Source organism: Ralstonia sp. SET104 (genome assembly GCF_003851545.1).
GTDB lineage: Bacteria > Pseudomonadota > Gammaproteobacteria > Burkholderiales > Burkholderiaceae > Ralstonia.
Genome location: NZ_BHVX01000008.1, coordinates 19,927 through 45,010, shown reverse-complemented (window position 1 = coordinate 45,010; position 25,084 = coordinate 19,927). Strand labels below are relative to the sequence as shown.

Annotated in this window: 27 protein-coding genes; 17 read left to right on the top strand and 10 right to left on the bottom strand. The window is 63.4% G+C overall.

The features are described from left to right. The first annotated feature begins 10 nt into the window (after positions 1-10). Entirely contained in the window at positions 11-814 is an 804-nt protein-coding gene (locus PSUB009319_RS12140; protein ID WP_124382490.1) for a tetratricopeptide repeat protein, read from the top strand. A gap of 13 nt (positions 815-827) precedes the next feature. Here PSUB009319_RS12140 and PSUB009319_RS12135 read toward each other — a convergent pair whose 3' ends face one another. The 4 genes from PSUB009319_RS12135 to PSUB009319_RS12120 form a co-directional block, all read right to left on the bottom strand. Further along, complete coding sequence (locus tag PSUB009319_RS12135) at positions 828-1,805, bottom strand: 2-dehydropantoate 2-reductase (RefSeq protein WP_124382489.1); 978 nt, start codon at positions 1,803-1,805, stop codon at positions 828-830. Between the two features lie 4 nt (positions 1,806-1,809). Beyond that, the gene (locus tag PSUB009319_RS12130; protein ID WP_124382488.1) at positions 1,810-2,643 is read right to left on the bottom strand and encodes a class II aldolase/adducin family protein; all 834 of its coding nucleotides are present in this window, start codon (positions 2,641-2,643) and stop codon (positions 1,810-1,812) included. Positions 2,644-2,753: 110 nt separating this feature from the next. Further along, complete coding sequence (locus tag PSUB009319_RS12125) at positions 2,754-3,701, bottom strand: DUF2272 domain-containing protein (protein ID WP_124382487.1); 948 nt, start codon at positions 3,699-3,701, stop codon at positions 2,754-2,756. A 143-nt stretch (positions 3,702-3,844) separates the two neighbouring features. Continuing rightward, on the bottom strand, positions 3,845-4,123 hold the full coding sequence (locus PSUB009319_RS12120; RefSeq protein ID WP_124382486.1) for an HU family DNA-binding protein: 279 nt from the start codon (positions 4,121-4,123) through the stop codon (positions 3,845-3,847). A 650-nt stretch (positions 4,124-4,773) separates the two neighbouring features. Here PSUB009319_RS12120 and PSUB009319_RS12115 point away from each other — a divergent pair. After that, a complete protein-coding gene (locus PSUB009319_RS12115; RefSeq protein ID WP_124382485.1) occupies positions 4,774-5,313 on the top strand; it encodes an SET domain-containing protein in 540 nt (179 codons plus the stop codon). A 25-nt stretch (positions 5,314-5,338) separates the two neighbouring features. Here PSUB009319_RS12115 and PSUB009319_RS12110 read toward each other — a convergent pair whose 3' ends face one another. Both PSUB009319_RS12110 and PSUB009319_RS12105 read right to left on the bottom strand, forming a co-directional pair. Beyond that, a complete protein-coding gene (locus tag PSUB009319_RS12110; RefSeq protein ID WP_124382484.1) occupies positions 5,339-7,012 on the bottom strand; it encodes a sensor histidine kinase in 1,674 nt (557 codons plus the stop codon). 9 nt (positions 7,013-7,021) lie between these two features. Continuing rightward, complete coding sequence (locus tag PSUB009319_RS12105) at positions 7,022-7,732, bottom strand: response regulator transcription factor (protein ID WP_124382483.1); 711 nt, start codon at positions 7,730-7,732, stop codon at positions 7,022-7,024. A gap of 64 nt (positions 7,733-7,796) precedes the next feature. On the opposite strand from PSUB009319_RS12105, the gene PSUB009319_RS12100 reads away from it, so the two are divergent. After that, the gene (locus tag PSUB009319_RS12100; protein WP_124382659.1) at positions 7,797-8,024 is read left to right on the top strand and encodes a DUF3717 domain-containing protein; all 228 of its coding nucleotides are present in this window, start codon (positions 7,797-7,799) and stop codon (positions 8,022-8,024) included. 18 nt (positions 8,025-8,042) lie between these two features. On the opposite strand, the gene PSUB009319_RS12095 is transcribed toward PSUB009319_RS12100, so the two are convergent. Both PSUB009319_RS12095 and phhA read right to left on the bottom strand, forming a co-directional pair. Further along, positions 8,043-8,348 (bottom strand): 4a-hydroxytetrahydrobiopterin dehydratase, encoded by a 306-nt coding sequence (locus tag PSUB009319_RS12095; RefSeq protein ID WP_124382482.1) that lies wholly within the window; start codon positions 8,346-8,348, stop codon positions 8,043-8,045. A 47-nt stretch (positions 8,349-8,395) separates the two neighbouring features. After that, the gene (phhA, locus tag PSUB009319_RS12090; RefSeq protein WP_124382481.1) at positions 8,396-9,340 is read right to left on the bottom strand and encodes a phenylalanine 4-monooxygenase; all 945 of its coding nucleotides are present in this window, start codon (positions 9,338-9,340) and stop codon (positions 8,396-8,398) included. Between the two features lie 139 nt (positions 9,341-9,479). Between phhA and PSUB009319_RS12085 the strand changes: the two genes are divergently transcribed. The 4 genes from PSUB009319_RS12085 (at position 9,480) to PSUB009319_RS12070 (ending at position 12,773) form a co-directional block, all read left to right on the top strand. After that, on the top strand, positions 9,480-9,956 hold the full coding sequence (locus PSUB009319_RS12085) for an Lrp/AsnC family transcriptional regulator (protein WP_124382480.1): 477 nt from the start codon (positions 9,480-9,482) through the stop codon (positions 9,954-9,956). Positions 9,957-10,048: 92 nt separating this feature from the next. Next, complete coding sequence (locus PSUB009319_RS12080; RefSeq protein WP_124382479.1) at positions 10,049-10,813, top strand: lysoplasmalogenase; 765 nt, start codon at positions 10,049-10,051, stop codon at positions 10,811-10,813. 35 nt (positions 10,814-10,848) lie between these two features. Next, complete coding sequence (locus PSUB009319_RS12075; protein ID WP_124382478.1) at positions 10,849-11,850, top strand: delta(1)-pyrroline-2-carboxylate reductase family protein; 1,002 nt, start codon at positions 10,849-10,851, stop codon at positions 11,848-11,850. Between the two features lie 203 nt (positions 11,851-12,053). Then, positions 12,054-12,773 carry an OmpW family protein gene (locus PSUB009319_RS12070; protein WP_124382477.1) on the top strand — a complete coding sequence of 240 codons (720 nt, stop codon included), beginning with the start codon at positions 12,054-12,056 and terminating at the stop codon, positions 12,771-12,773. Between the two features lie 65 nt (positions 12,774-12,838). Here PSUB009319_RS12070 and PSUB009319_RS12065 read toward each other — a convergent pair whose 3' ends face one another. Continuing rightward, positions 12,839-13,051: a heavy-metal-associated domain-containing protein gene (locus PSUB009319_RS12065; RefSeq protein WP_124382476.1), complete on the bottom strand. Its 213-nt coding sequence runs from the start codon at positions 13,049-13,051 to the stop codon at positions 12,839-12,841. A gap of 147 nt (positions 13,052-13,198) precedes the next feature. Here PSUB009319_RS12065 and PSUB009319_RS12060 point away from each other — a divergent pair, with 147 nt between their 5' ends. The 9 genes from PSUB009319_RS12060 to PSUB009319_RS12020 all read left to right on the top strand — a co-directional run bounded on the left by PSUB009319_RS12060 (position 13,199) and on the right by PSUB009319_RS12020 (position 23,645). Then, positions 13,199-15,424: a cation-translocating P-type ATPase gene (locus PSUB009319_RS12060; protein ID WP_124382475.1), complete on the top strand. Its 2,226-nt coding sequence runs from the start codon at positions 13,199-13,201 to the stop codon at positions 15,422-15,424. After that, positions 15,421-15,903 carry a Cu(I)-responsive transcriptional regulator gene (gene cueR / locus PSUB009319_RS12055; RefSeq protein WP_124382474.1) on the top strand — a complete coding sequence of 161 codons (483 nt, stop codon included), beginning with the start codon at positions 15,421-15,423 and terminating at the stop codon, positions 15,901-15,903. The genes PSUB009319_RS12060 and cueR overlap by 4 nt, the downstream gene beginning before the upstream one ends. 75 nt (positions 15,904-15,978) lie before the next feature. Further along, positions 15,979-16,848, top strand: a complete 870-nt coding sequence (locus PSUB009319_RS12050) for an alpha/beta hydrolase (protein WP_124382473.1) — start codon at positions 15,979-15,981, stop codon at positions 16,846-16,848. Between the two features lie 67 nt (positions 16,849-16,915). Continuing rightward, positions 16,916-18,550 carry a GMC family oxidoreductase gene (locus PSUB009319_RS12045; protein WP_124382472.1) on the top strand — a complete coding sequence of 545 codons (1,635 nt, stop codon included), beginning with the start codon at positions 16,916-16,918 and terminating at the stop codon, positions 18,548-18,550. 235 nt (positions 18,551-18,785) lie between these two features. Beyond that, positions 18,786-19,556 carry an ABC transporter ATP-binding protein gene (locus PSUB009319_RS12040; protein ID WP_124382471.1) on the top strand — a complete coding sequence of 257 codons (771 nt, stop codon included), beginning with the start codon at positions 18,786-18,788 and terminating at the stop codon, positions 19,554-19,556. 86 nt (positions 19,557-19,642) lie between these two features. Beyond that, entirely contained in the window at positions 19,643-20,395 is a 753-nt protein-coding gene (locus PSUB009319_RS12035; RefSeq protein WP_124382470.1) for an ABC transporter ATP-binding protein, read from the top strand. 75 nt (positions 20,396-20,470) lie between these two features. Next, on the top strand, positions 20,471-21,679 hold the full coding sequence (locus PSUB009319_RS12030) for an ABC transporter substrate-binding protein (protein ID WP_124382469.1): 1,209 nt from the start codon (positions 20,471-20,473) through the stop codon (positions 21,677-21,679). A gap of 80 nt (positions 21,680-21,759) precedes the next feature. Then, positions 21,760-22,644: a branched-chain amino acid ABC transporter permease gene (locus PSUB009319_RS12025; protein WP_124382468.1), complete on the top strand. Its 885-nt coding sequence runs from the start codon at positions 21,760-21,762 to the stop codon at positions 22,642-22,644. Positions 22,645-22,658: 14 nt separating this feature from the next. Next, positions 22,659-23,645 (top strand): branched-chain amino acid ABC transporter permease, encoded by a 987-nt coding sequence (locus PSUB009319_RS12020; RefSeq protein WP_124382467.1) that lies wholly within the window; start codon positions 22,659-22,661, stop codon positions 23,643-23,645. 284 nt (positions 23,646-23,929) lie between these two features. Here the strand turns inward: PSUB009319_RS12020 and PSUB009319_RS12015 are convergent, their stop codons facing one another. Next, positions 23,930-24,364 carry a hypothetical protein gene (locus PSUB009319_RS12015; RefSeq protein ID WP_124382466.1) on the bottom strand — a complete coding sequence of 145 codons (435 nt, stop codon included), beginning with the start codon at positions 24,362-24,364 and terminating at the stop codon, positions 23,930-23,932. A gap of 270 nt (positions 24,365-24,634) precedes the next feature. Between PSUB009319_RS12015 and PSUB009319_RS12010 the strand changes: the two genes are divergently transcribed. Beyond that, positions 24,635-25,072, top strand: coding sequence for a hypothetical protein (locus tag PSUB009319_RS12010; RefSeq protein ID WP_124382465.1), 438 nt, complete (start codon positions 24,635-24,637; stop codon positions 25,070-25,072). Positions 25,073-25,084: the final 12 nt, after the last annotated feature.

Sequence of the window (25,084 nt, the reverse complement as noted above, 5' to 3'; positions counted from 1 at the left end):
GGAGCCATCAATGCCATCTCTTCGTTCTGCATGGGTTGGTGCGCCAGCCATGGAATCGCCGCGCCAGTCAGTGCCGATGCTTACGGTGGCCGCCGCACTGGCGATTGTCGTGACTGTTGGTGGCTGGCTGTCGCATGGGCGTCAGGCACCCACGGTGGATGCCACGCAATTGGAAGCGTGGCGCGCGATGGTCGTGCAGGCGATGGAGCCCGAAGCGCTGCAGCAGTTGCGTCAGTTGGCGCGCAGTGGCTCGGTGCCGGCGCAATCGGCGTTGGGCGAAGCACTGCTCAGCGCGCACGACGGCTCGCTGCGCAACGAAGGGATACGTTGGCTGGAAACCGCGGCACCGAGCGATGCGCGCGCGCAGTTGTCGCTCGGTAAGGTGTTGTTGCTCGGTACCGGTGGTGTGGAACGCGACTATCCGCGTGCGCTGCATCTGCTGCGTCAGTCCGCTGACAAGGGCGATGCGGCAGCGGCTTATTACCTTGGCGTGATGTATCGCAGCGGCTACGGCACGGCCATCGACACGACACAGGCCGCGCACTGGTTTGATCGTGCCGCACGCCGTGAGATTCCGGCTGCGATGTTCATGCTCGCCAACGCGTACCGTGACGGTGATGGTGTGCCGCGCGATGAAGCCCGCGCGCTGGCGCTGTACCAGGATGCCGCCGAACACGAATTGCCCGAAGCCGTGCAAGCCCTGGCAATGGCGTATCAGAACGGTGAACTCGGCCTCAAGCGTGACGATGCCGCGTATCACCAACAGTGGATCGAAACGGCGCATGCATTGAAGCACCCCGCGCTCGCGCCGTAACGAAGACGCTTCTTCAGTAGAGTCCTCGGGTCTGGGCGTGCAAACGCACCAGACCCAGCAGGGCATCGATCTGCGGTGTCGGCACACCCACGTGCTGGCCGATTTCCCGCACCGACGCCACCAGCGCGTCGATCTCCAGCGGGCCGCGTCCGGCTTGCGCATCCTGCAGCATCGACGTCTTGAACGCACCGAGTTGACGTGTCACGGCGCTGCGCTCTTCACCACTTTGTTCGATCGGACAACCGATGCGCGCGCCAATCGCTTTGGCTTCTTCCATGATCGCCAGACAGAACGCCGCCACCTGCGGATCGTCCAGGATGCGATCGCATGTAGCACCCGTCAGCACGGACACCGGATTCATCGTCATGTTGCCCCACAGCTTGAACCAGACATCGCGCTGGATGGCCTGACTGCGTTCGATCTGCAAGCCGGCACGTTCAAAAAGCGCGCTGACCGCTTCCAGGCGCGTTGAAGTACCACCCGCAGGTTCGCCGAGAATCAATCGCTTGCCGAACCCATGACGCACATGTGCTGGTGCAGACGTCGAACACGTCAGATGCACCACGCAGCCGAGCACATTCTTCGTGGGAATCGACCGCGCAATCGAGCCGTGCGGATCGACCGACCGCAATCGCAACCCTTCGTGCGGGCCGGGCCGATCAAAAAACCACCACGGCACGCCGTTCATCGCCACCACCACGCAGGTCTCGGGGCCGATCAACGGGGCGATGCTTTGCGCAACGCTTTCCATGGCCGGTGCCTTCACGGCAACGATCACCACGTCGTGCACGCCGAGTGCATGCGCGTTGTCACTCGCGTGCACCGGCACAGATTGTGTGTTGCCGTCTTCGGTCAGACAAAGCCCTTCCGCCTGCAACGCAGCAAGCGTGGCGCCACGTGCCAGCACGTTGACCGGTTGATCCGCCAGCGCGAGCTTCGCGCCAAAATAGCCGCCGACAGCGCCGGCGCCGACGATGCAAATGCGTGTCATGAGATCAGATACGGTAGGAAGGGTCGATGCGATCAATGGTGCGGGTCAGCGCCGCGAACACGTCTTCACCGGCGCCAAAGTTCGGGTTGAACTGCAGCGAATCGCGCGTGCAGTTGCGCGCAACCGCCTCGGGAATCTCCAACACCGGGCCCATCGATGTTGATGCCAGTTGAATCTCACACGCGCGGTTGAGCAACCACAACACGGCAAACGCCCGCGCAATCGAATCGCCCCAGGCCAACAGCCCGTGATTGCGCAAGATCACCGCGGGCTTGCCGCCGATGTTCTCCACCAGGCGCGGCCCTTCATCGGCATGCACGGTGATGCCTTCAAAGTCGTGGTACGCCACTTTGCCGTGCAGTTGTGCTGCGTAGAAGTTGCTGATCGACAAGCCATCGCGCGAGCAGGCCACGGCCATGCCGGCAGTGGTGTGGGTGTGCATGACGCAGTGCGCGCCCTGAATGCCGGCATGGATGGCCGCATGCACCGTAAAGCCCGCCGGGTTGACCGGCCAGTCTGGCTGTCCTGCCGTGCGTTGCACATTGCCCTGCAAGTCGAGCTTCACAAGGTTTGAAGCGCAAACCTCGGCATACGTCAGGCCAAACGGATTAATGAGGAAGTGCGGACCATCATCGTCATTCGCGCCGTCCTCGGGCGGCAGGCGCAGCGTGATGTGGTTGTAGATCAGTTCGGTCCAGCCGAGCTGCGCAAAGATGCGGTAGCACGCCGCCAGCTTCACGCGTGCGGCCCATTCGCTCGGGCCGCACCAGGCGGGACGATGAGCCTGGATGTCCGATCCGGCATCGGCAACATCGGAAGTGAGCGAAAGCACGGACATGACCTGTCTCCTGGTCGCAGGATCACGCGCCGGTCGATTGTCGGCGCTTTTGTAATTCACATGTTAATGAACTTGCGCCGGACGTCAAACGCCGTTACATCCGTTCGCGGCTAAGGCAGTTGGTTGCGCAAGATCACCAGCCACTGCATGACCGAGTTCGTATACGGGTCGAGCTGGTTCGCATCGTTCAACTCGGTGATGCTCATCGACGCAGATTGCTGCACGTTGCCGCCAATTGATTTCACCTCATGGCGCACCGGGTCCACCTCGACAACGAGATCGCAATGCATGGGCGTCCTGCCGGCTTGGATCTCAGTGGGGTCGGTCATGAAGCGATCGGCGCCGCGTGCGGTGCACATGAGATCGCCCGGGCGCGGCACGGCCGGCGTGGGTTCGAGCGCGAAGGCGGGGTGCTTGAGCAGGAGGTCGCGCGCATCGGTCACGTATTCGGCATGCGTGGCACCGGTGAGGAACTGGTCGTTCTGCAAGCCGGCCTTGCGCATGATCCACGAGATGAACACGGCCGACCACGCCCAGCCGCCGGTGGTCAGTTGCTGGCAGGTCGGCGTCTTGCCGACGATGCCCCAGTAGCGCTTGGCCAGCATGCAGCCGCGGGCCGTTGCTTCACCACCCGTGCCATCGGGGTAGCGCAGGCAAGGCGTCGGGGGCGGTGCTACCGGTGTGGCAGCCGCCTTGGGCAGCGGTATGTCGGCACCGCCTTCTTCATCGGAAGGGGCAGGGGCGGGGTAGTCGGGGGTCAGCCAGCGGCCTTGCGGCTGATCGGGAAAACCGCCACCGGTCACGCAATACGTATCGTCACGCCCCACACGCACCGTCTGGCGCCCCCACCGATCCCACTCGGTCAGGGCAATCTCGATCATCCTTTCACGCGGTGTGGCGCCTGGCTTTGTCTGCACGACTTCATTGTCAGGCAGCGGTTCGGCTTGCGGGCGCGCAGGCGGCGTTGCGCAGCCGGCAAACCAGAGCACCGGTGCGATCAGGACAATCGGCAGGGCAATGCGCAGAGCGCGTGAATTGCGCGGGAAGCGGCAAGACATGGAAGCGGGAGAAGGGATGGCCTGACGGGGAGACAGGCCTTCCGACGTGGTACGCCAATGCTGCGGTCTGTTCACGCATGCAACGGCATGCCACGTCGAGGGCGCTGACCAGCCTGGCTGGTCACGCCAAGGTCGTCACTGCCTTAGCCGTTGACAGCGTCCTTGAACTTCTGACCGGCCTTGAACTTGACCGTCTTGGCAGCTTCGACCTTGATTTCCTCACCGGTACGCGGGTTGCGAGCCATGCGCTCGGCGCGCTCACCCTGGCTGAAGGTACCAAAGCCGATAAGGCTGACCGTATCACCCTTGCCAACGGATTCCATGATGGCTTGCAGCGTCGCATTCAGTGCCTGCTCGGCCTTGGCCTTGGTCAGACCGTCTACGCCGCTGGCGATGGCGTCGATCAGTTCGGTTTTCGTCATTGCTTGACTCCCTTCAAGAGTAGATAAAACACACAACAGAGCCGCCCGGGGGATGGCTCCAAGGGCGACATGATACCGGCATGCGAACAGCGCCGGCACGTGAGCTTTGTAACCGCGCATGGCATGTGGGTTCCGCAAACCCCGCATGGGGCCTACGTTGCGAGGCGATCCCATCACATCAGCATTGCCGTTGGATGTCGTGGTTTTCGGTTGGCTTGCGTGTTCGCTGATTGGTTCGACGCAAGTCGATTGGTTGGTTTACCTTTTTCTTTATGTATACAGATAGTAGTAGTAGATAACGGTGGACAGTTTCTGTGGATAAGTGGAAAAAGCGCTTTGTGTTCAATTACTTGCTGCAAGCAAAACCAGGGGTACCGGGTGTGTCCTCTGGTGGATAGATTGCTGATTTTTTCGGTGCCCCTGCCGGCAAGTGCATCACTTGTGCCCACGCCATCGACAGGGCAGCCACAGACAGCCAACAGGCTTTGACGGTAGTTATCCACAGTTGCGGGCCGGGTTATCCACATTGGTTATTCACATGGACCGGGTTGCACGGGACGGCGGCACGTGTCGAGGTGCCATGCTTTTGGTGTAGGCTCACGGCTTCGTTGATCGACGTTTTTGTTCCGCTTCACCGCGCCATTTGCCCCATGACACGTACGTCCCCTGATGCCACGCCGGCCCTGGCTGAGTCTGCGCCCGCGCCGGAAGCTCCGGCCAAACTGCGCCGCCGCGATCGCATTGAGGTGCGTGAATCGGGCGTGCACGGACGCGGTGTGTACGCCGTGGTCGCCATCGCCCGCGGCAAGAAGATCATCGAATACAAGGGCGAGCACATCACGTGGAAAGAGGCGCTGCGCCGCCATCCACACGATCCGACCGACCCGAACCACACGTTCTACTTCAGCCTGGAAGACGGCAGCGTGATCGACGCCAAGTTTGGTGGCAACCGCGCGCGCTGGATCAACCACGCCTGCAAGCCGAATTGCGAAGCGCGCGAACAAGACGGCCAGGTGTTTATTCACGCGCTGCGTGACATCGAACCCGGTGAAGAACTGTTCTACGACTACGGCCTCGTCATTGAAGGCCGCCAGACCAAGGCGTTGAAGGAACAGTTTGCGTGCCGCTGTGGCGCCAAGAAATGCCGCGGCACGATGCTGGCGCGGCCTGAGAAGCGCAAGAAGAAGTAAGCCGAACGTCTCGAAGACCTGCCATTCAGGCGGACTCGCCTGCCAGCGGCAGGCGCAACACGAAGCGCATCACGTGGTTGCCATCGCGTGTGAGCGCATCATCAATGGCAACGGTGCCGCCGTGCAATCGCACGATGTCGTGCACGATGGCCAGGCCCAGGCCGCTACCCTGCGGTTGCCCAGAGCGGTGATCCGCATCCCCACGGAAGAAGCGCTGGAACACTTCGCCACGGCGCTCGGGTGGGATACCCGGGCCGTTGTCTTCCACGCTCACGACGCCCCACCACTGTGAAGCGGCATCGGCTTCCATGCCCGCACGCAGGGTCACGCGCCCGCCGGCTGGCACGTACTTGATGGCGTTGTCGAGCAGGTTGTTGATGGCTTCGCGCAGCAGCAGCACGTTGGCCATGACCGGCGCCCGCAACGAACCCGGCGAGGTGGCTTCCTGCGGCCAGGCTTCGAAACCGAGATCCAGCCCCCGTGCCAGTGCACGCGGCACCCATTGCGCACCGGCATCAAACGCGAGCGAGACAAGATCCACCCGCATGGGCGGCCCCAACTGATCGAGCGTCATGCCCGGTTCAGCACGTGCCAGCGTCAGCAACTGGTTGGACAGGCGCACCGCGCGGTTGGCGCCCGATTGCAGTTCCAGCAGAGCGGGTCGTGCGTCGTCCAATGTCTTGGCCTCGACTGCGCGGTCGGCATGCAGCTTCAATGCGGTGAGCGGCGTGCGAAGTTGATGTGCCGCGTCGGCAATGAAGGTGCGTTGCGCTTCGAGGGCATCGCGCAAGCGGGCGAGCAGCGCGTTCATCGCGTTGATGAGCGGTTGCAGTTCAGCAGGTACGCGTTCGGCCGATTCGGCGGGCAGCGGCGTCACCGATCTCGCGCTTTGCCTGTTGAGCGTATCGGCCAGCGTTTGCAGCGGCTGCAGTTCTTCTTTGAGCACGAGCGAGAGAATCAGCCCGCCCACAGCCAGCAGCACGATCAGAGGAATCGACACTGACAGCAGCACTTCCTTGGCTGCTGTATCACGATGATCGAGCAGTTCCGCTACTTCCACGACGATGCCGCCGTCGGCTTGCATGGCGTCCGGCGGATTGGATGGATTGAATGCCGGGGCCGTCTGCGCCTGTGTGGGCGCGAGCGCGGGGCGCGTGACATCATCTGCCGGGTCGGGTGGCACGGGCTGGCGTGGCGAGACCGGCTTGGGTACTTCGGCGCTCACGCCCGGCACCAGCAGATGCACAGCGCGGACCTGTTTGCCGTCGATCCAGCTATAGAACACGCGTGCATCGCCAATGCGCACCTGGCCTGAGCCGTAACCCAGCGGCGTGTCGCGCCCGATCAGCGTGCCCGCCGGGCCGTAAATGCGCCAGTAGATGCGGTCTTCGCCGCTGTTCTGTACCAGCGTCTGCGCGGTGAGGGCAATGTCGTACAGCTTGGCCGCCGGCACATGTGGACCGGCGATGCGCAATTGCTCGGCCAGCGTGTTAGCCACACCCACCAGCGCGCGATCAAACACCTGCGCGGTGTAGTGCGCCGCCAGCCAATACGACAGCGCGCCGGTGCCCACAATCAAACCAAACAGCGGCGTTGCAAGCGCCCGCAACAGATGCAGGCGCAGGCTGACGGCGCCGTTACCCACGCTCTTGGCCGGAGCCGATGAACCCGACGAGGTGGGGCGATGGCGCTTGAACATGGGCGAGAACTACGCCGCAGCGCGCGCCTGCAACAAGTAGCCGAAGCCGCGCACCGTGACGATCTCCGCTTCGGAATGTTCGATCTTGCGCCGCACGCGGTGCACATAGACTTCGATGGCCGTGTCGCCCACCACATCGTGGCTGGCCTCGCCGATGGCATGACCGAAGCTGGCAAGATGGTCCTGCAGTTGCACTTTGCTGACCACGCGGCCCTGGCGCAGCATCAGCAGCTCCAGCACAGCAAACTCGCGCGGCGACAGTTCCAACGGTGCAGCATCAACAAAGATGCGTCGTTCCACGCCGCTCATGCGCAACCGGCCAACCAGAACATCCGGACGCGCCGCAGGTTCAGAGGGATCACCGCGACGGCGCAGCAGCGCACCCACGCGGGCCACGAGTTCAAGCATCTCGAACGGCTTGAGCAGGTAATCATCGGCGCCGGCGTTCAGGCCGTTCACCTTGTCGAGCAAACCATCACGTGCGGTGAGGATCAGCACCGGCGTTGCGCGATCGCGCGCGCGGAACTGCGACAGCAGCGTCATGCCATCGATGCCCGGCAGCCCAAGATCGAGGATCACCAGATCGTGAGTCTGCCTGGCAAGTTGTTCTGCGGCGAACACACCGTCGTGCACAACATGCACGCGATGCCCAGCCTGCGTGAGCCCGGCATGGATGCCGCTGGCGATGGCACGGTCGTCTTCAATCAGCAGAATGCGCATGAATGCAGCCGGGGAAGCAAAAGTGAAAGAGATCAGAGCAGATGGGCAGCGCTACAATGCGCGGATGACCGATGCCCTGCTCACCATCACCGATTTGGAGGCCGCCATCAATTTCTGGCGTGCCCGTTCGCCCGCCGAGGGCGAGGAACTGCGGCTGTGTGCCGAGGCGTCGGCGCTGGCCAAGCCGTATGCGCTGATGATTGTACAAGGCGCCACCCGTATCGCCCCCGACCAATTGGGCGACAAGGCGCGGGCAGCGTATGAGGCGTGGCGCGCAGCCACGCAGGGCTGAGCGCCAGCTTTCAGAGGGTTACTTCGCGCCGGTGGTCTTTGCGGCCTGCTCGATGAAGCGCGCGAGATCGGCATCACGGTGCGTGAGCCCGTTCGCATCATGCGTGGACAAGGTGATGTCGACGCGATTCCACACGTTGAACCACTCCGGGTGGTGATTCATCTGCTCGGCCTTGATCGCCACGCGCGTCATGAAGCCGAACGCGGCGTTGAAGTCGGCAAAGGTGAAGGTCTTCTGGATGGCGTCGCGGTCGCTCTGTAGTGTCCAGCCGGGCACTTCGGCAAAGAGGGCCTTGCGTTGGTCTTCGTTCATGGTCGGCATCATGGCTTGTGGCGGAAATCGGTCGTGAATGCGCGCAGTATAGTCAGCGCTCAGATATCTGCCGTATCTGCCCAACCTTCGCGGTTGCCAACGTTCAGCACCAGATCGCTATCCACCACATCGCCGGCACCAATGGCCGGCAGCGCGGCGAGCTCTTCATACAGCGGGGTGAAGTCTGGGCGCGTGGCGTCGAACAACTGCTCGAAGCTGTCGATCGTGAAGTAAGTCTTCTGGAACGTGTCGATGCGATAGCGCGTGCGCATGATGCGGCGCACGTCAAAGCCGATGCGGTTCGGGCTGGCTGAATCCAGCGCGTACACCGATTCACTCTTGCTCGACACGATGCCCGCGCCGTAGATGCGCAGGCCGGCCGGCGTGCGGATCAGGCCGAATTCCACCGTGTACCAGTACAGGCGCGCGAGCATGTCGAGCTGGCCCAGGCGTGCGGCCTTAAGGCCACCCTTGCCGTACGCTTGCATGTAGTCGGCAAAGATCGGGTTAATCAGCAGGGGCACGTGGCCAAAGATATCGTGAAAGCAGTCGGGCTCTTGCAGGTAATCGAGCTGATCCGGGCGACGCATCCACCAGCTTGCGGGAAAGCGGCGGTTGGCAAGGTGATCGAAAAACACTTCGTCGGGCACCAGGCCGGGCACGGCAACGATTTGCCAGCCGGTGGCACGCATCAGCGTTTCGTTGAGCTGGTCGAATGACGGTACGGCATCGCGGCTCATGCCCAGCGTCGACAGGCCTTGCAGGAATTCATCGCACACACGGCCCGGCAGCAGTGCTTCCTGGCGGTCATACAGCGTGCGCCACGTCGCATGATCGGTGGCGGTGTAGCGGTGCACCGGCTGCTGCATGGTGAAATCGGCGCGCAGGGTCTGGCCGTCCAGGCCTTCAGCAAACTGCTCGCGCAGCTTGTCGGTCAGGGTGCCGTTAAAGCCGGCCGGGGCGGCATTTTGGGCGGCTTCGGGGGCGGTGGTTGCGATGTCCATTTTGTAATGTCGATCTCGTGCAATCAGAGTCCGGCCAGTGTATTGGCGCAGCCACGCGGGTTGGCCGCAAAACCGCCATCCATTGCGCATTGTGTGCGGAAATCATGCAGAATGTCGTTGATAAACGCAGGAGATATGCATGATTTCGCTGGATAACTTCGATCTGGCTCTGCTGGCGGCCCTTCAGCGCGATGGGCGTGCGACGCATCAGCAGCTCTCGGAGCAGGTTCACCTGTCAGCCAGTCAGGTTGGGCGGCGCCTGGCGCGGCTTGAGTCGGAAGGCGTGATCGAGGGCTACCGGGTGGTGCTTTCGCCGACGGGACTGGGGCTGGGCGTGACGGTATTCGCCAGCGTCAAGCTCGCGCATCACGGCGACGCCATCGTCGAACGCTTTCGCGAAGAGATCAGCCTGCTCGACGCAGTGCAGGAATGTTATTCCGTGGCCGGCGATGCCGATTACATGCTGCGTGTGGTGGTGCCTGATCTGCCGGCGTTGTCGGAATTCGTCATGCGCAAGTTGATGCGCGTGCCGGGCGTGGACAATGTGCGTTCCAATATCGTATTGACGGCCTTGAAGCGCGATGGCGCGCTGCCGCTATCCCACCTTGGTGGGTAGATTCGCGCCTTGCGCCGGGGTGCGCAGCGTGTCACGCTGCAAGCCGACATCACCTGCTGACATGAATCGCCCGTCTTGGGCGGGAGACCACGATGGTTGACGGACACACCACGCATCCGGCGCACGCGCTGGCGCATCTGGCAGGCGGCTACGGCATGCCGGCACGGGTTCGCGCTTGGTGGGTGGCCGCGGCGGTGGCAGGCGTCACCTACGGCGGCATGCTGACCATGGTGGCTGCGGATGTACCGCCCGGCACGCCGCTGGTCGGCCGCATCGTCGCGCAGCCGTTGTGGAAGATGCTGATGGCGCTGCTGCTGGCGCGTGCAGCCTCGCTCCATGAGGTTCCGCGTGAGCGGCGCTGGCTGATCGGCGCCATGGTGTTCTCTGCGCTGGGGGATCTGTGGCTTGCGCTGCCGTGGCTGGCGTTCTCGTTCATGGCCGGGCTGGGTTGCTTTCTGCTGGCGCACCTGTGTTATCTGCGGGTGCTGATGCGGCTGCGCGGCGCGTCGTCGGCCATTCGCATGATCGGGGTCGGGCTGATGATTGGCGTGGCCATCGGCATGCTGCTGTGGTACTGGCCTGGCTTGGGTGTGTTGAAGGGGCCGGTGATTGCCTACATGCTCGTGCTCTCGGCAATGGTGTGTGCGGCCTTGCTCGCGCGCTTGCCGGGCCCGCTCACGGCGTGGGGCGCGCTCGCCTTTGCAGCGTCTGACGCAATGATCGGCATCAGCGTGTTCGTCTTTCCGTTTACCGACCATGAACTGGCGATCTGGTGGAGCTACGCCGCCGCCCAGCTTCTCATCAGCGCCGGTTTGCTGACGCGCCGCACACCACCGGCGCGCCAGACCGCGGCATAAGTCTGTCCGACGTTTCTTCCGCTGCAGGAGCCCCCATGCTGCAGACCCTCGACGCTGCCACCACGGCGGCCCGTTTGCCGTATGCCGCGTTGGCTGATGCCATTGCCCAGGTGTTGCGCGATGCGCGCGCCGGCCGGGCCCAGGCGCCCGCGCGGCTCGTGATGCCCGTGGCCGGCGCCGGCAGTTTGCTGCTGATGCCGGCGTCCAACGCCGACATCGCCATCACCAAGATGATTACCGTGCATCCGCACAACCCGGCAAACGGCTTGCCGGCCATTCATGGCGAGGTGGTGGTGATGGACGCCCGAACCGGCCAGCGCCGACTGATGCTGGATGGCCCCACCGTTACCGCACGCCGTACGGCAGCCGTGTCATTGCTGGCGGCGCGCTTGCTGGCACCGGAGCCAGCGGGTGATTTGCTGCTGGTTGGCGCCGGGGCCCAGGCACGTGCCCACCTGGAAGCCTTTCGCTTCGGGCTGGGCACACGACGCGTCACGATCGTTGCGCGCACGGCTGCCAGCGCGGATGGGCTGGCCGGCTACGCACGTGCGCTCGGCATGGACGCCACCGCACTGGCCGGTGGTGATGCGGCGGGCGTGGCGGATGCCGCGCGCGCGGTGTTGCCGCAGACGCCGCTGGTGATCACCGCCACACCATCATCGCAACCGGTGCTCCCGGATTTGGCTGAGCCAAGTCACACCGCCGGCTATGCGTGGGGGCCGCATCACTTTATTGCGGCAGTCGGCGCATTCCGGCCCGATATGGCTGAGCTTCCGCCGCGCTTGTGCGTGCATGCGGCGGCAGTCAATCGGTTGTACGCCGACACACTGGTCGACCTGGAAGCCGAAGCGGGCGATCTGCTGCAGGCCGGTGTGCCATGGTCACGTGTGCGGCCGTTACAACAGTGCATTGATACGCCGCCGGACAGCCTCACGCAGCCTGCGCCGGTGTCGCCGGTGGTGTTCAAGAGCGTCGGCAGCGCCCTATGGGACTTGGCCGCGTGCGTGCTTGCGCTGTCCAAATCCAAGCCTGTTTAAAAATCGGTCATGTGCTGAAAACGCCCGTCCCAGGCGGGTTTCGCGTGCTGCTTATAACAGGAAACCTCTAGAAAAAGGGTTCTAGCCAAGGCAATCACACGGGATAATGGCCATCCCTTCCGTCTGGGAGGAGACTTAGAACGCACCGCAAACGTATTAGCTGCGCTTGCTCGGGATGCGTCTCAACAGGAGCACATACAGAGATGGCCTATAAAAAAGCACTGGCGGCCGCCGCCGGGATGATCCTCGCCACCGCCGCGCACGCACAGGCTGCCGGCAGCAACATCGTCAGCCTTGGCTGGTTCCGCGTGATGCCGAACAGCTCGAGCGACCCGCTGTTGGTCAAGAGCATCGGCGGCATGCCGGTGAACCAGTCGCAGTCGGGCACGGGCGCCAAGATTCAGGAAGCCGATACGGTCGGCCTCGCTTTCACGCATTTCTTTACCGATAACGTTGCTTTGGAACTGGTGGGCGGTATTCCTCCGCGCCACAAGATCGAGGGCACTGGTGCGCTTTCGCCCTATGGTGAAATCGGCTCCGCCAAGCAATGGAGTCCGGCCCTGCTGGCCAAGTGGTACTTCTTTAACGCGGATACCAAGCTGCGTCCGTATGTTGGTGTGGGCCTGAACTACACATGGTTCTCCGACGAGAAGATCACGAACAGCGCCTTCCAGACGAAGCTGGCCGGTCCGGGCAGCACCAGCAGCGTGTCGACCGACAGCTCGCTGAACCCGGTGCTGAACGTGGGCGCCACCTATGCCATCACGAAGGATTGGTTCGTTGGTCTGTCAGTGTCGTATCTGCCGCTCAAGACGACGGCGACGATCGACTCCAAGACGGCGACGGGTGTACACGTCGTGAGTGAAGCGAAGATCAAGATCAACCCGGTCGTGACCTTCCTGAACGTCGGCTATCGGTTCTAAGCGGCTTATGCGCAAACAAAAAAGGCGTGCCATTGCGGCACGCTTTTTTGTTGCCCGCGCGCCGTTCAGGCAACGGCTTTGACCGGATAGCCGGCCTGTTCGATGGCGGCTTTGACCGCATCGGCGCTGGCACTGCTGGTGACGGCTACGGTTTGTTTATCCAAATCCACCTGCACATTGGCACCGGCATCGACCTGCTGCACCGCACGCGTGACGGCCGATACACAATGGCCGCAGCTCATGCCTGTTACGGCGAACGTTGCGGAAAATGTCGTCATGGTCTGCTCCTGATAAGAGGGAAGAGAAAGTCACGAGCGCAGTATGAACCTTCCCACCATGGGAAGCGCAAGCGTAAAATGCGGGCTTGACCTTACCAAGATGGGAAGGTTTAGGATGGTGCCATCTTCCTCAGAACGGACGCTTCCATGACTGCCGCCAGCCCCGTCGTCGACACGTTTGACGCGACCTCCACCGATCTCGATATCAGCGGGATGACGTGCGCCGCCTGTGCGGGCAGGGTCGAACGTGCCTTGCGCGCGGTGCCCGGTGTGACCGAAGCCAGCGTGAACCTCGCCACCGAGCGCGCCCGGGTGCAGGGCGCCGCCGCCAGCGATGCACTGATCGCCGCCGTCACGGCTGCCGGCTATGAGGCGCGCGTCGCTTCCGACGAAACCGCCGCCGCTCCCGCCGCCGCCCCCGACTTCTGGGACGGGGCCGGCCCGGTGTGGATTGCCGCCGCGTTGTCCGTGCCGCTGGTGCTGCCGATGATCGCTGGCTGGTTCGGCAGCGACTGGATGCTGCCCGCCTGGGCGCAATGGCTGTTGGCGACACCGGTGCAGTTTGCGATTGGCGCGCGCTTCTACAAGGCGGGCTGGAAGGCGGTGCGCGCGGGGGCCGGCAATATGGACTTGTTGGTCGCGCTCGGTACATCGGCAGCGTATGGGTTGTCGCTGTGGCTGTGGTGGCGCGCGGGTGCGGAAGACATGCCGCACTTGTACTTCGAAAGCGCCGCAGTGGTCATCACGCTGGTGCGCCTGGGCAAGTGGCTGGAGGTCCGTGCCAAGCGCCAGACCGCCCAGGCCATCCGCGCATTGCAGGCGCTGCGCCCCGATACCGCCCGCGTGCGCGGTGCAGATGGCACGCTGCGCGATACACCTGTCGCGCAAGTGCGTGTTGGCGATGTGGTGTCAGTGCGCGCCGGTGAGCGCATCCCGGTGGACGCGGCGGTGCTCGAAGGCGTCAGCCACGTTGATGAATCCATGCTGACCGGCGAAAGTCTGCCCGTGCCCAAACGCGAAGGCGACCGCGTGACCGCCGGCGCCATTGTCACCGATGGTGTGCTGCTCGTGCGCACCACGGCCATTGGCGCTGACACGATGCTCTCGCGCATCATCCGCCTCGTTGAAGACGCCCAGGCCGCCAAGCCGCCCATCCAGCAACTGGTTGACCGCGTGAGCGCGATCTTCGTGCCGGCGGTGCTGGTGGCGGCGGTGTTCACGCTGGCCGGTTGGATCATCTCTGGCGCAGGGATGGAGACGGCCATCGTCAATGCCGTGGCCGTGCTGGTCATTGCCTGCCCGTGTGCGCTGGGGCTGGCCACGCCGTCGGCCATCATGGCGGGCACTGGCGCAGGGGCGCGACGCGGCATCCTGATTGCCGATGCGCAGGCGTTGGAACGCGCGCAGCAAGTGGATTTTGTCGTCTTCGACAAGACGGGCACGCTCACCATTGGCCAGCCGCGTGTGACGGCGGTGGAAGCGGCCCCCGGCATCGACGCCAATGCGTTGCTCGACCAGCTCGCTGCGCTGCAGGCCGAGAACACGCACCCGTTAGCGCACGCCACACGTGAGTATGCGGTTGAGCAGGGCCGTGCGATCGTTCCTGCGCAATCGCCCGAAGTGTTGGCTGGGCGCGGTACGCGCGGCGTCGTGGATGGCGCATCGCTGCATCTCGGCAACGCGCGGTGGATGGACGAACTGGGGCTCGACCGCAGCGCATTGCAGGCTCGTGCGCAGGCGTTGGAGGCGCAAGGCAACACTGTCTCGTGGCTCGCGCAGCGTGGCGAAGGCAACGTGCAACTGCGTGGCCTGATTGCCTTTGGTGATGCGCTCAAGCCCGGTGCCAAGGATGCGGTGGCCGCATTGCAGGCGCGTGGTGTGCGCACTGCACTTGTGACGGGCGACAACGCAGGCGCGGCGCGCAGCGTGGCTGATGCACTCGGCATTGACGAAGTGGCCGCGCAGGTGCTGCCGCAAGACAAGGCTGCGCGCGTGACGGCGTGGCAGCAGAGCGGCCATGTGGTTGCGATGGTGGGCGATGGCATCAACGATGCGCCCGCGCTGGCGGCGGCTGACGTTGGCATTGCCATGGCTACGGGTACGGATGTGGCAATGCAGGCGGCCGGTATTACGCTCATGCGCGGTGAACCGCGCCTGGTGAGCGACGCGCTGGACCTCTCGCGCCGCACCGTCGCCAAGATCCGCCAGAACCTGTTCTGGGCCTTCGTCTATAACGTGGTGGGCATTCCGCTGGCGGCATTCGGCCTGCTCAACCCGACCTTTGCCGGCGCGGCGATGGCGTTCTCCAGCGTGAGCGTTGTCACCAACGCGCTGATGCTGCGCCGCTGGCACGCCACCGGAGATAACGCATGACGCGCACCGATCTCATCGACAATCAGGGCGCCATTCCTGGCGCAATGAGTATTGGCGAGGCCGCCCGCGCCAGCGGCGTGTCGGCCAAGATGATCCGCTACTACGAGAGCATCGGCCTGCTGCCGCCCAGCCCGCGCACCGAGGGCAACTACCGCATGTACGATGCGCGGGCGGTGCACGTGCTGCGCTTTATCCACAAATCGCGTTCGCTGGGCTTCGCGCTGGAAGAGATTCGCACGCTGCTTTCACTGTGGAATGATCGCGAACGCGCCAGCGCTGACGTGAAGGCCGTCACCCTGCGCCACGTGGCTGATCTCGACGCGCGGATCGGCGAGCTGCAAAACATGCGCGACACGCTCATGACACTCGCCAACGCCTGCTACGGTGATGACCGGCCCGATTGCCCCATCCTCCAAGGCGTGGCCGGCGAGGAGGGTGACGGCACCGGCGGCACCGACGGCGACGCCCGCTGCCGCTGACAGGGCGCTCTATCGCCACGCATTGCGACGGGCGGCGTCTATGCCACAATCTGGCAACCCAAGGAGGAGACGCCGATGACGCAAGCCCCCGCTCAGGCCATCGCCCCGCATGCGCAGGAAACCCGCCAGCGCATGAAGGACGGCACTGAATTGCTGGTTCGCACGTGGTTGCCCGCGCCCGAGGCTGGCGCACCGCGCGGCACCGTCATCCTCGTTCACGGCATGGCCGAACACAGCGGCCGCTATCCACATGTCGCCAAGGTGCTCACCGGTCTTGGCCTGCGTGTGCGCGCCTTCGACCTGCGCGGCCACGGCAAGAGCGGCGGCCCGCGCATGGCGCTGGACGCGCAAGACAACTACCTGACCGACCTCGCAGAAATCATCGACGCCGCTGTCGCTGAATGGCATGAGACGCCGTTCGTGCTCGGGCACAGCATGGGCGGGTTGATCGTCGCGCGCTTTACTACCGCGCGCATGCGGCCGGTGCGCGGCGTGCTGCTGTCATCGCCCGCGCTGCGCGTGAAGCTGCCACCGGGGGCGGGGCTCGTGCGCGGGATTCTCTCTGCGCTGGCGCCCAAGTGGGCGGTGCCCAATCCGGTGGACCCGGCCAAGCTCTCGCACGACCCCAGCGTTGCGCCTGCCTATCGGGCAGATGCGCTGGTGCAGGGCACGATCAGTGCATCGCTGCTTGAATTCATGCTCAATGCGATGACGCAGGCGCAGCAGGATGCGCCGCGCCTGGACGCGCCGATGCTGCTGATGGCCGGTGGGGCCGATTCGATTGTCGATCCTTCCGGCAGCCGCGATTTTTATGCGAACGCGCCGGAGGCGTTACGCACGCTGGCCTGGTTCGATAGTGGTTATCACGAGATCTTCAACGAAGCCGAACCGATGCGCAGTGAGGTGTTCAGGAAGATGACGGAGTGGCTTGCGTCGCAGATTTGATTTGAAGTGAGTTGGTTGCGCCACAAGAATAAAAACCAATAACACCAAGCAAAAGAAGCACGGAGACATGGAAACCTACGATTACATCATCATTGGCGCAGGCTCCGCAGGCTGCGTCCTGGCGAACCGCCTGACACGCGATCCCGACGTCTCCGTGCTGCTTCTGGAGGCCGGCGGCAAGGACGATTACCACTGGATCCATATCCCTGTCGGCTATCTGTATTGCATTGGCAACCCGCGCACCGACTGGCTCTATCGCACACGCGAAGAGCCCGGCCTGAATGGCCGCTCACTTGGCTATCCGCGTGGTCGCGTGCTGGGTGGTTGCTCGTCGATCAACGGCATGATCTACATGCGCGGCCAGCGCGAAGACTACGACGGCTGGGCCGCCATCGCCGGTGATGATTCGTGGAAGTGGGATGCGGTGCTGCCGCTTTTCAAGGCCAGCGAGAACCACCACGGCGGCGCAAACGCATGGCACGGCGCCGATGGCGAATGGCGCGTCGAGCCGCAGCGTTTGCACTGGCAGGTGCTGGAAACCTTCATCGAAGCTGCAGTGCAGGCGGGTATTCCGCGCACGGACGATTTCAACCGCGGCGATAACTTTGGCGTCGGCTATTTCGAGGTCAACCAGAAACGCGGTATCCGCTGGAACACGGCCAAGGGTTTTCTGCGCCCGGCTTCGCGGCGGCCGAACCTGACCATCGTTACGGGTGCGCAAGTGCGGGCGCTGACGTTTGACGGCAAGCGCTGTACGGGCGTGACGTATCGCGGGGCGGGGCAGGACTACACGGTGGCCGCACGCGAGGAGGTGATTCTCTCGGCCGGCGCGATCAACTCGCCGCAGTTGCTGGAATTGGCAGGCATTGGTCAGCCGGAGCGGTTGCAGGCGCTCGGTATCCCTGTGCGTCAGGCGCTGCCGGGTGTCGGCGAGAACCTGCAGGACCATCTGCAACTGCGCAGCGTGGTCAAGGTGAACGGCGTGCCGACACTCAACACGCGTGCGTCCAACTGGTGGGGCAAGGCGCTGATCGGCATGCAGTACGCGTTCAACCAGAGCGGGCCGATGAGCATGGCGCCGTCGCAGTTGGGTGTGTTCGCGCGCTCCAACCCGCACGTGTCGCGGCCCGATGTGGAGTACCACGTGCAGCCGCTGTCGCTCGACAAATTTGGCGATCCGCTGCACGCGTTCAACGCGTTTACCGCCAGCGTGTGTAACCTGCGGCCGACTTCGCGCGGCACGGTGCATGTCACCTCGGCCGATCCGTTTGCGGCACCGGCCATCGCGCCGAATTACCTGTCGACCGAGGAAGACCGCAAGGTTGCGGCCGATTCACTGCGCCTCACGCGCCGCATCGTCGCGCAACCTGCGTTGGCGCAATACAGGCCCGAAGAGTATCTGCCCGGCGTCGCCTTCCAGACCGACGAAGAACTCGCCCGCGCCGCTGGGGAGATCGGCACAACCATCTTTCACCCCGTCGGCACCTGCCGCATGGGCCGCGCCGATGATGCAAACGCAGTGGTCGATGCGCAACTGCGCGTGCGCGGCATCGAGGGCTTGCGTGTGGTGGATGCGTCGGTCATGCCGACGATTACCTCGGGCAATACCAACTCGCCGACGATCATGATTGCAGAGAAGGCGAGCGAGATGATTCGGGCCGCGCGCAAGGCGCGGGCGCGGGGTGAGGCGGTAGCGGTTTGATGGCTGATGACATGGGCGTGACACAGCGCCTGTGTCTACTGCCCAAGGCAATCGGCATTGCCCCGATACGTAACTCTACGTAACCCCCTCCGGCGAGCCGGAAAGCCAATACGGGAGCGGGTTTCGGGGTCGTAAGCGGGGTGTAATCGTCTCGGTAAAAACCCCGATGTTTTGCAACGCAACAGCCGTTGACAATCATCCGCACCATAAAAAGGGCGGGAGACAAGAGGGAATCATGGCGCAGGACATCATTCTCGAAACGCGCGGACTGACTAAAGCCTTCAAAGGCTTTACCGCCGTGTCCGACGTCAACCTGCGTGTGCAGCGCGGGTCCATCCACGCGCTCATTGGCCCGAACGGCGCCGGCAAGACGACCTGCTTCAATCTGCTGACCAAATTCCTGGTGCCCACGCGCGGCACGATTCTGTTCAACGGCGGCGATATCACCTCGGAAAAGCCGGCACAGATTGCGCGCCGCGGTGTGATCCGCTCGTTCCAGATCTCCGCTGTGTTTCCCCATCTAACCGTGATGGAAAACGTTCGCGTGGGCCTGCAGCGCCAACTGGGTACGGCGTATGCGTTCTGGCGCAGCGAGCAGTCGCTCAACACGTTGAATGCGCGCGCGATGGAGCTGCTCGAACAAGTGGGCCTGACGCAGTTCGCGCACACCGTGACGGTGGAGCTGCCCTACGGCCGCAAGCGCGCGTTGGAGATTGCCACCACGCTGGCGATGGAGCCCGAGCTCATGCTGCTCGACGAGCCCACGCAAGGCATGGGCCACGAAGATGTGGACCGCGTGACGGAGCTGATCAAGCGTGTCGCGCAGGGCCGCACGATCCTGATGGTCGAACACAACATGAACGTGGTCTCGTCCATTGCCGACAAGATCACGGTGCTGCAGCGTGGCCAGATTCTGGCCGAAGGCCCGTACGAAGACGTCTCGAAGAACCCGCAGGTGATGGAAGCCTACATGGGCACCGCCGATGCGGCGCTGGAAGGCCATTGAGGCCACGGATCGACGCTGATCGATCATGCGACGCGGCCGTACGCTGTGTCACCCGAACGCTAGACCCGAACACACGAGAACACTGCATGAGCACGCCCGCGCTCCAGATCAAGGACCTGCACGCCTGGTACGGTGAATCGCACATTCTGCATGGTGTTGACCTGACCGTGAACCGCGGCGAGGTCGTCACGCTGCTCGGCCGCAACGGCGCGGGCCGCACCACTACGCTGCGCGCCATCATGGGCCTGGTGGGCACGCGCAAGGGCTCCATCGTTGTGCATGACGCGAGCGGCCAGGGCGTGGAGACCATCGACCTGCCCACGCACAGGATCGCCCACTGCGGCATTGGCTATTGCCCGGAAGAGCGCGGCATTTTCTCCAGCCTGTCGTGCGAAGAGAACCTGATGCTGCCGCCGGTGCTGAAAGGGCAAGTGGCCAAGAGCGCGGCGGGGGGCAATGCGGCCGGCATGAGCATCGGCGAGATCTACGAGATGTTCCCCAACCTGGCCGAGCGCCGCCAGAGCCAGGGCACGCGCCTGTCAGGCGGCGAGCAGCAGATGCTGGCGGTCGGGCGCATTCTGCGCACCGGTGCGAACCTGTTGCTGCTCGATGAGATTTCCGAGGGGTTGGCCCCGGTGATCGTGCAGGCGCTGGCCCGCATGATCCTGATGCTCAAGAAGCGTGGCTATACGGTGGTGATGGTGGAGCAGAACTTCCGCTTTGCCGCGCCGCTGGCGGATCGCTTTTATGTGATGGAACACGGCCGCATCGTTGAGCGTTTCGAGGCGGCGCAGTTGCAGGACAAGATGCCGGTGCTGCACGAATTGCTCGGCGTTTAAGACGTTTTCCCCACTGGTTTGCAAGACCCATGCGCCAGCATGATCTGCGGCGCGCACGACACAGGAGATGAGACCATGACACTCAAGAAGCTGGCTGGTGCATTGATGGCGGTAGGACTGGGCGCGGCGGCATTCGGCGTGCATGCGCAGGTGAGCGGCGACAAGGTGAAGATCGGCTACATCACCGATCTCTCCGGTCTGTATGCCGACATCGACGGGCAGGGCGGCGTCGAAGCAGTGAAGATGGCGATCGAGGATGCGGGCGGCAAGGTGCTCGGCAAGCCGATTGAACTGGTCACGGCCGATCACCAGAACAAGGCTGACATTGCCGCTTCCAAGGCGCGCGAGTGGATGGACCAGCAAGGTCTGGACATGCTGCTGGGCGGCACGAACTCCGCCACGGGCCTTGCCATGAACAAGGTGGCTTCGGAGAAGAAGCGCGTGTTCATCGACATCGGTGCCGGTACGGCGCGCCTGACCAACGAAGAGTGCACGCCATATACGATCCACTACGCGTATGACACGGTGGCGCTGGCCAAGGGCACCGGCAGCGCGGTGGTCAAGCAGGGCGGCAAGTCGTGGTTCTTCCTGACGGCCGATTACGCCTTCGGCCACTCGCTGGAGAACGACACCACGGCCGTGGTCAAGGCTAACGGCGGCACGGTGGTGGGTTCGGTCAAGCATCCGCTGTCGGCGTCGGACTTCTCGTCGTATCTGCTGCAGGCACAGTCGTCCAAGGCGCAGATCCTGGGTCTGGCCAACGCCGGCGGTGACACGATCAACTCGATCAAGGCGGCCAAGGAATTCGGCATCACCAAGTCGATGAAGATCGCCGGCCTGCTGATGTTCATCAATGACGTGCACAGCCTTGGCCTGCAAACGGCCGAAGGCCTGCTGATGACCGATAGCTGGTACTGGGACATGAACGACGCCAGCCGCAAGTTCGCCAACCGCTACTTCTCGAAGATGAAGAAGATGCCGAGCAGCCTGCAGGCCGCCGACTATTCGGCCGTGTCGAACTACATCAAGGCGGTTGCCGCTGCCGGCACGGACGACCCGGACAAGGTGATCGCGCAGCTCAAGAAGACCAAGATCGACGACTTCTACACCAAGGGCTATATCCGCCAGGACGGGCGCGGCATCCACGATATGTATCTGCTGCAGGTGAAGACCCCGGCCGAGTCGAAGAAGCCGTGGGATTACCTGAAGGTCGTGGCGACCATTCCGGGGGAGCAGGCGTTCACCACGCCGGCCGAGTCCAAGTGCTCGCTGATGAAGAAGTAAAAGCGTAGGCAATCCGGCGCCGCTGCCCGTGTGGGCGGCGGCGCCGTCAATGTTGTGTTGGCGTTCTTTCTCTGACCGCGATGGAAATCTTCGGCGTTCCGCTACCGGCCATGCTCAGCCAGTTGCTGCTGGGTCTGGTCAACGGTTCCTTTTATGCGATGTTGAGCCTGGGCCTTGCGGTCATCTTCGGGCTGCTCAACGTCATCAATTTTGCGCACGGTGCGCTGTTCATGCTGGGCGCGGTGCTCACGTGGATGGGGTTCTCGTATCTGGGCGTGCCGTACTGGGCGATGCTGGTGCTCTCGCCGCTGGTGATCGGCCTGCTGGGCGTGGTGATCGAACGCACGCTGCTGCGCTTCATCTACAAGCTCGACCACCTCTATGGCCTGCTGCTCACGCTGGGCGTGACGCTTGTCATCGAGGGTGTGTTCCGCGCCATCTATGGCGTGTCCGGCCTGCCGTATGACACGCCCGAGCTGCTGCAGGGCGCGACCGACCTGGGCTTCATGATGCTGCCCAACTATCGCGCGTGGGTGGTGGTGGCCTCGCTACTGGTGTGCTTCGCCACGTGGTTCATGATCGAGAAGACCAAGCTGGGCGCGTACCTGCGCGCCGGTACCGAGAACCCGAAACTGGTGGAAGCCTTTGGCGTGAACGTGCCGCTCATGGTCACGCTGACCTACGGCTTTGGCGTGGCACTGGCGGCGTTTGCGGGCGTGCTGGCGGCGCCAGTCATCCAGATCTCGCCGTTGATGGGGCAGAGCATGATCATCACCGTGTTTGCGGTGGTCGTGATCGGCGGGATGGGGTCGATTCTCGGCTCGATCGTCACTGGGCTGGGCCTGGGCGTGATCGAAGGGCTGACCAAGGTGTTTTATCCACAGGCGTCGGCCACCGTGGTGTTCGTGATCATGGTGCTGGTGCTGCTGGTGCGTCCGGCGGGCCTGTTCGGTAAAGAGAAATGAGCGGCGCAGCCAACATGACCAACTCTTCTTCCCTCAAATACGTCCTGTACGGCTTGCTGTTGGTGGCGCTGATTGCCGCGCCGCTGGTGGGCGCGTATCCGGTGTTTGTTGCCAAGCTGCTGTGCTTCGCGCTGTTTGCGTCGGCCTTCAACCTGCTGCTGGGTTACACCGGGCTGCTGTCGTTCGGGCACGCGGCATTCTTTGGTGGCGCCGGCTACGTGGCCGGCTACATGATGCGCGACCTGCATGTCACGCCGGAGCTTGGCTTGCTGGCTGGCACCGCGGCGGGCGCGTTCATCGGCCTGATCGTCGGCCTGCTGGCCATCCGCCGCCAGGGCATCTACTTTGCGATGATCACGCTGGCGCTGGCGCAGATGCTGTACTTCTTCTGCCTGCAGGCGCCGGTCACGGGCGGTGAAGACGGCCTGCAAGGCGTGCCGCGCGGCAAGCTGTTCGGCGTGCTGGATCTGTCGTCCGACCTGACGCTGTATTACGTGGTGCTCGTCATCGTCGCGCTGGCTTTCCTGCTGATCGTGCGCACGATTCACTCGCCGTTCGGGCAGATCCTCAAGGCCATCAAGGAGAACGAGCCGCGCGCCACGTCCCTCGGCTACGACACCGACCGCTTCAAGCTGCTGGCCTTCGTGCTGTCAGCCGCGCTCACCGGCCTGGCGGGTTCGCTCAAGACCCTCGTGCTCGGTTTTGAGACGCTGACGGACGTGCACTGGTCGATGTCGGGCTCCGTCATCCTGATGACGCTGGTGGGCGGCCTGGGTATTCTGTCGGGCCCGCTGTTGGGTGCGGCGCTCGTGATCGCGCTGGAAAACAAGCTCGGCGATATCGGCGCCTTCCTGGCGGGCGCGACCGGCATCGACGGCTTCAACATCCTCGGCGAATCGGTCACCACGGTCACGGGCGCGATCTTCGTGATCTGCGTGCTGACCTTCCGCCGCGGCATCATGGGCGAGATCGCGGCCCGGGTGCCCTGGCTGCGGCGTTAAGGCCACAATGGCCGAAGAAGCTGCCGCGTTTCAACCGAATGGGTGATCTTTGGTGCGCAATGCACCGTAAGGGTTTGCTCTAGTTGCTGCATTGCGGTGCATCTTTTACAGTCGCGTCACGGTTTTCGCACGAGATAAATGAGGCGGGAGCGAGGAGACGACAGCACACACCGCATGTACGGTGGAGATGCAAAATAGATAAAGGCCCTGCCAGGCGATCCCCGGCAGGGCCTTTTAGTTTGTGGCCATCAGGTTATCGACCCATGGCTGGCTAAGCGATTGCCTCAAATCTTTGAACTGACCTTGCTTGCCGAGTCGCTGATTTCCCGCCAAGAGCGCCCTTTCTTTTTGAAATAATCGATGTCGGGGCCGATCTCATTTCCATATTTCTTTTTGTTGCTGGCGTAGAGGGCTTTGCGCTCGGCATCCGGAAGCGTCGAATAATACCGCTGATTCAATTCTCGGCGCTTCTGGTCGACATTTCGGGCGATTTCTTCTTCCGACTTTCCTTCCTCTCGCTGCTGTTCTTCCACCTGCTTCAATGCAGTTACCTCGTCCCTGTATTTATCCTTGGTGAGTGCTTTGGCTTGCGTGGTGCCCGCTGTGGGGGCGGGCGGACTGGATTCCGCCAGCGCAGGCCGCTGCACGAAAAGCAGCACGGCGGCAGATTGGCACAACAGCGCCGTCGTCAAGAATACCGTTCGCAGTGCACGATGCATGCCATTTCTCCTATCATATTATTCAAGGCGGTTTGAAAAATAACTGAATATCTGCCGGGTCTGTTGCATTTCGCAATCGACTGCTGGATCCTAGAAATCAATATACCGAGTGTCAAATGCAATTTTCCGCATTAATGGCTGGATGCGGTAATAATGCCTGGAATGAGTTGCACGCAGGCGTGCCGTGATGGGAAACGCAGAATCCTTCCCACGAGGTGTCGACGCCCATGCAGCCGCTGCATGACAATGGCGCCTTCGCCAGAGCCGCCCATGAACCTGTCCACCCGCCTTGCCACGCCCGACGATCGGCCGCGCCTGCTGTCTGCCATCGCGTCGACTGCTTCGCCGCTGCAGTTGGCGCATGCCGTCGATACGCTGCTCGCCCATCCGAGCGTGCATCCGTGCTTTCTGGTTGAAATGGGCGACGCGTTAGCCGGGGTGGCGCCGATCACGCTGGTGCCGCACTTGGCGCTGGGCGGGCTGGTGGCGTGGTTGCCGGTTGGCGTGATGGTGCTTTCTGGCGACGTGACCACGCGTGATACCGCCTTGGCGGCCATCCATGAGTACGCTCGTGCACATGGCATACTCCACGTCCTGCTGCCGCCCGCAGCGCTTGCGGCGGATGACGCCACAGGGCTTGGCTTCGCGCTGGATGCGTCCGGTTGCTGGCGGCGCAGCGCGCGCCCCTCGCCCAAGTCGCTGGGCTAATTCTTCCTGTTT

What these genes read in the sequence shown, in the direction of transcription:
- PSUB009319_RS12140 (WP_124382490.1), top strand. Translation starts at nt 11, where the DNA reads ATGCCATCTCTTCGTTCTGCATGGGTTGGTGCGCCAGCCATGGAATCG.
- PSUB009319_RS12135 (WP_124382489.1), bottom strand. Translation starts at nt 1,805, where the DNA reads ATGACACGCATTTGCATCGTCGGCGCCGGCGCTGTCGGCGGCTATTTT.
- PSUB009319_RS12130 (WP_124382488.1), bottom strand. Translation starts at nt 2,643, where the DNA reads ATGTCCGTGCTTTCGCTCACTTCCGATGTTGCCGATGCCGGATCGGAC.
- PSUB009319_RS12125 (WP_124382487.1), bottom strand. Translation starts at nt 3,701, where the DNA reads ATGTCTTGCCGCTTCCCGCGCAATTCACGCGCTCTGCGCATTGCCCTG.
- PSUB009319_RS12120 (WP_124382486.1), bottom strand. Translation starts at nt 4,123, where the DNA reads ATGACGAAAACCGAACTGATCGACGCCATCGCCAGCGGCGTAGACGGT.
- PSUB009319_RS12115 (WP_124382485.1), top strand. Translation starts at nt 4,774, where the DNA reads ATGACACGTACGTCCCCTGATGCCACGCCGGCCCTGGCTGAGTCTGCG.
- PSUB009319_RS12110 (WP_124382484.1), bottom strand. Translation starts at nt 7,012, where the DNA reads ATGTTCAAGCGCCATCGCCCCACCTCGTCGGGTTCATCGGCTCCGGCC.
- PSUB009319_RS12105 (WP_124382483.1), bottom strand. Translation starts at nt 7,732, where the DNA reads ATGCGCATTCTGCTGATTGAAGACGACCGTGCCATCGCCAGCGGCATC.
- PSUB009319_RS12100 (WP_124382659.1), top strand. Translation starts at nt 7,797, where the DNA reads ATGACCGATGCCCTGCTCACCATCACCGATTTGGAGGCCGCCATCAAT.
- PSUB009319_RS12095 (WP_124382482.1), bottom strand. Translation starts at nt 8,348, where the DNA reads ATGATGCCGACCATGAACGAAGACCAACGCAAGGCCCTCTTTGCCGAA.
- phhA (WP_124382481.1), bottom strand. Translation starts at nt 9,340, where the DNA reads ATGGACATCGCAACCACCGCCCCCGAAGCCGCCCAAAATGCCGCCCCG.
- PSUB009319_RS12085 (WP_124382480.1), top strand. Translation starts at nt 9,480, where the DNA reads ATGATTTCGCTGGATAACTTCGATCTGGCTCTGCTGGCGGCCCTTCAG.
- PSUB009319_RS12080 (WP_124382479.1), top strand. Translation starts at nt 10,049, where the DNA reads ATGGTTGACGGACACACCACGCATCCGGCGCACGCGCTGGCGCATCTG.
- PSUB009319_RS12075 (WP_124382478.1), top strand. Translation starts at nt 10,849, where the DNA reads ATGCTGCAGACCCTCGACGCTGCCACCACGGCGGCCCGTTTGCCGTAT.
- PSUB009319_RS12070 (WP_124382477.1), top strand. Translation starts at nt 12,054, where the DNA reads ATGGCCTATAAAAAAGCACTGGCGGCCGCCGCCGGGATGATCCTCGCC.
- PSUB009319_RS12065 (WP_124382476.1), bottom strand. Translation starts at nt 13,051, where the DNA reads ATGACGACATTTTCCGCAACGTTCGCCGTAACAGGCATGAGCTGCGGC.
- PSUB009319_RS12060 (WP_124382475.1), top strand. Translation starts at nt 13,199, where the DNA reads ATGACTGCCGCCAGCCCCGTCGTCGACACGTTTGACGCGACCTCCACC.
- cueR (WP_124382474.1), top strand. Translation starts at nt 15,421, where the DNA reads ATGACGCGCACCGATCTCATCGACAATCAGGGCGCCATTCCTGGCGCA.
- PSUB009319_RS12050 (WP_124382473.1), top strand. Translation starts at nt 15,979, where the DNA reads ATGACGCAAGCCCCCGCTCAGGCCATCGCCCCGCATGCGCAGGAAACC.
- PSUB009319_RS12045 (WP_124382472.1), top strand. Translation starts at nt 16,916, where the DNA reads ATGGAAACCTACGATTACATCATCATTGGCGCAGGCTCCGCAGGCTGC.
- PSUB009319_RS12040 (WP_124382471.1), top strand. Translation starts at nt 18,786, where the DNA reads ATGGCGCAGGACATCATTCTCGAAACGCGCGGACTGACTAAAGCCTTC.
- PSUB009319_RS12035 (WP_124382470.1), top strand. Translation starts at nt 19,643, where the DNA reads ATGAGCACGCCCGCGCTCCAGATCAAGGACCTGCACGCCTGGTACGGT.
- PSUB009319_RS12030 (WP_124382469.1), top strand. Translation starts at nt 20,471, where the DNA reads ATGACACTCAAGAAGCTGGCTGGTGCATTGATGGCGGTAGGACTGGGC.
- PSUB009319_RS12025 (WP_124382468.1), top strand. Translation starts at nt 21,760, where the DNA reads ATGGAAATCTTCGGCGTTCCGCTACCGGCCATGCTCAGCCAGTTGCTG.
- PSUB009319_RS12020 (WP_124382467.1), top strand. Translation starts at nt 22,659, where the DNA reads ATGACCAACTCTTCTTCCCTCAAATACGTCCTGTACGGCTTGCTGTTG.
- PSUB009319_RS12015 (WP_124382466.1), bottom strand. Translation starts at nt 24,364, where the DNA reads ATGCATCGTGCACTGCGAACGGTATTCTTGACGACGGCGCTGTTGTGC.
- PSUB009319_RS12010 (WP_124382465.1), top strand. Translation starts at nt 24,635, where the DNA reads ATGAACCTGTCCACCCGCCTTGCCACGCCCGACGATCGGCCGCGCCTG.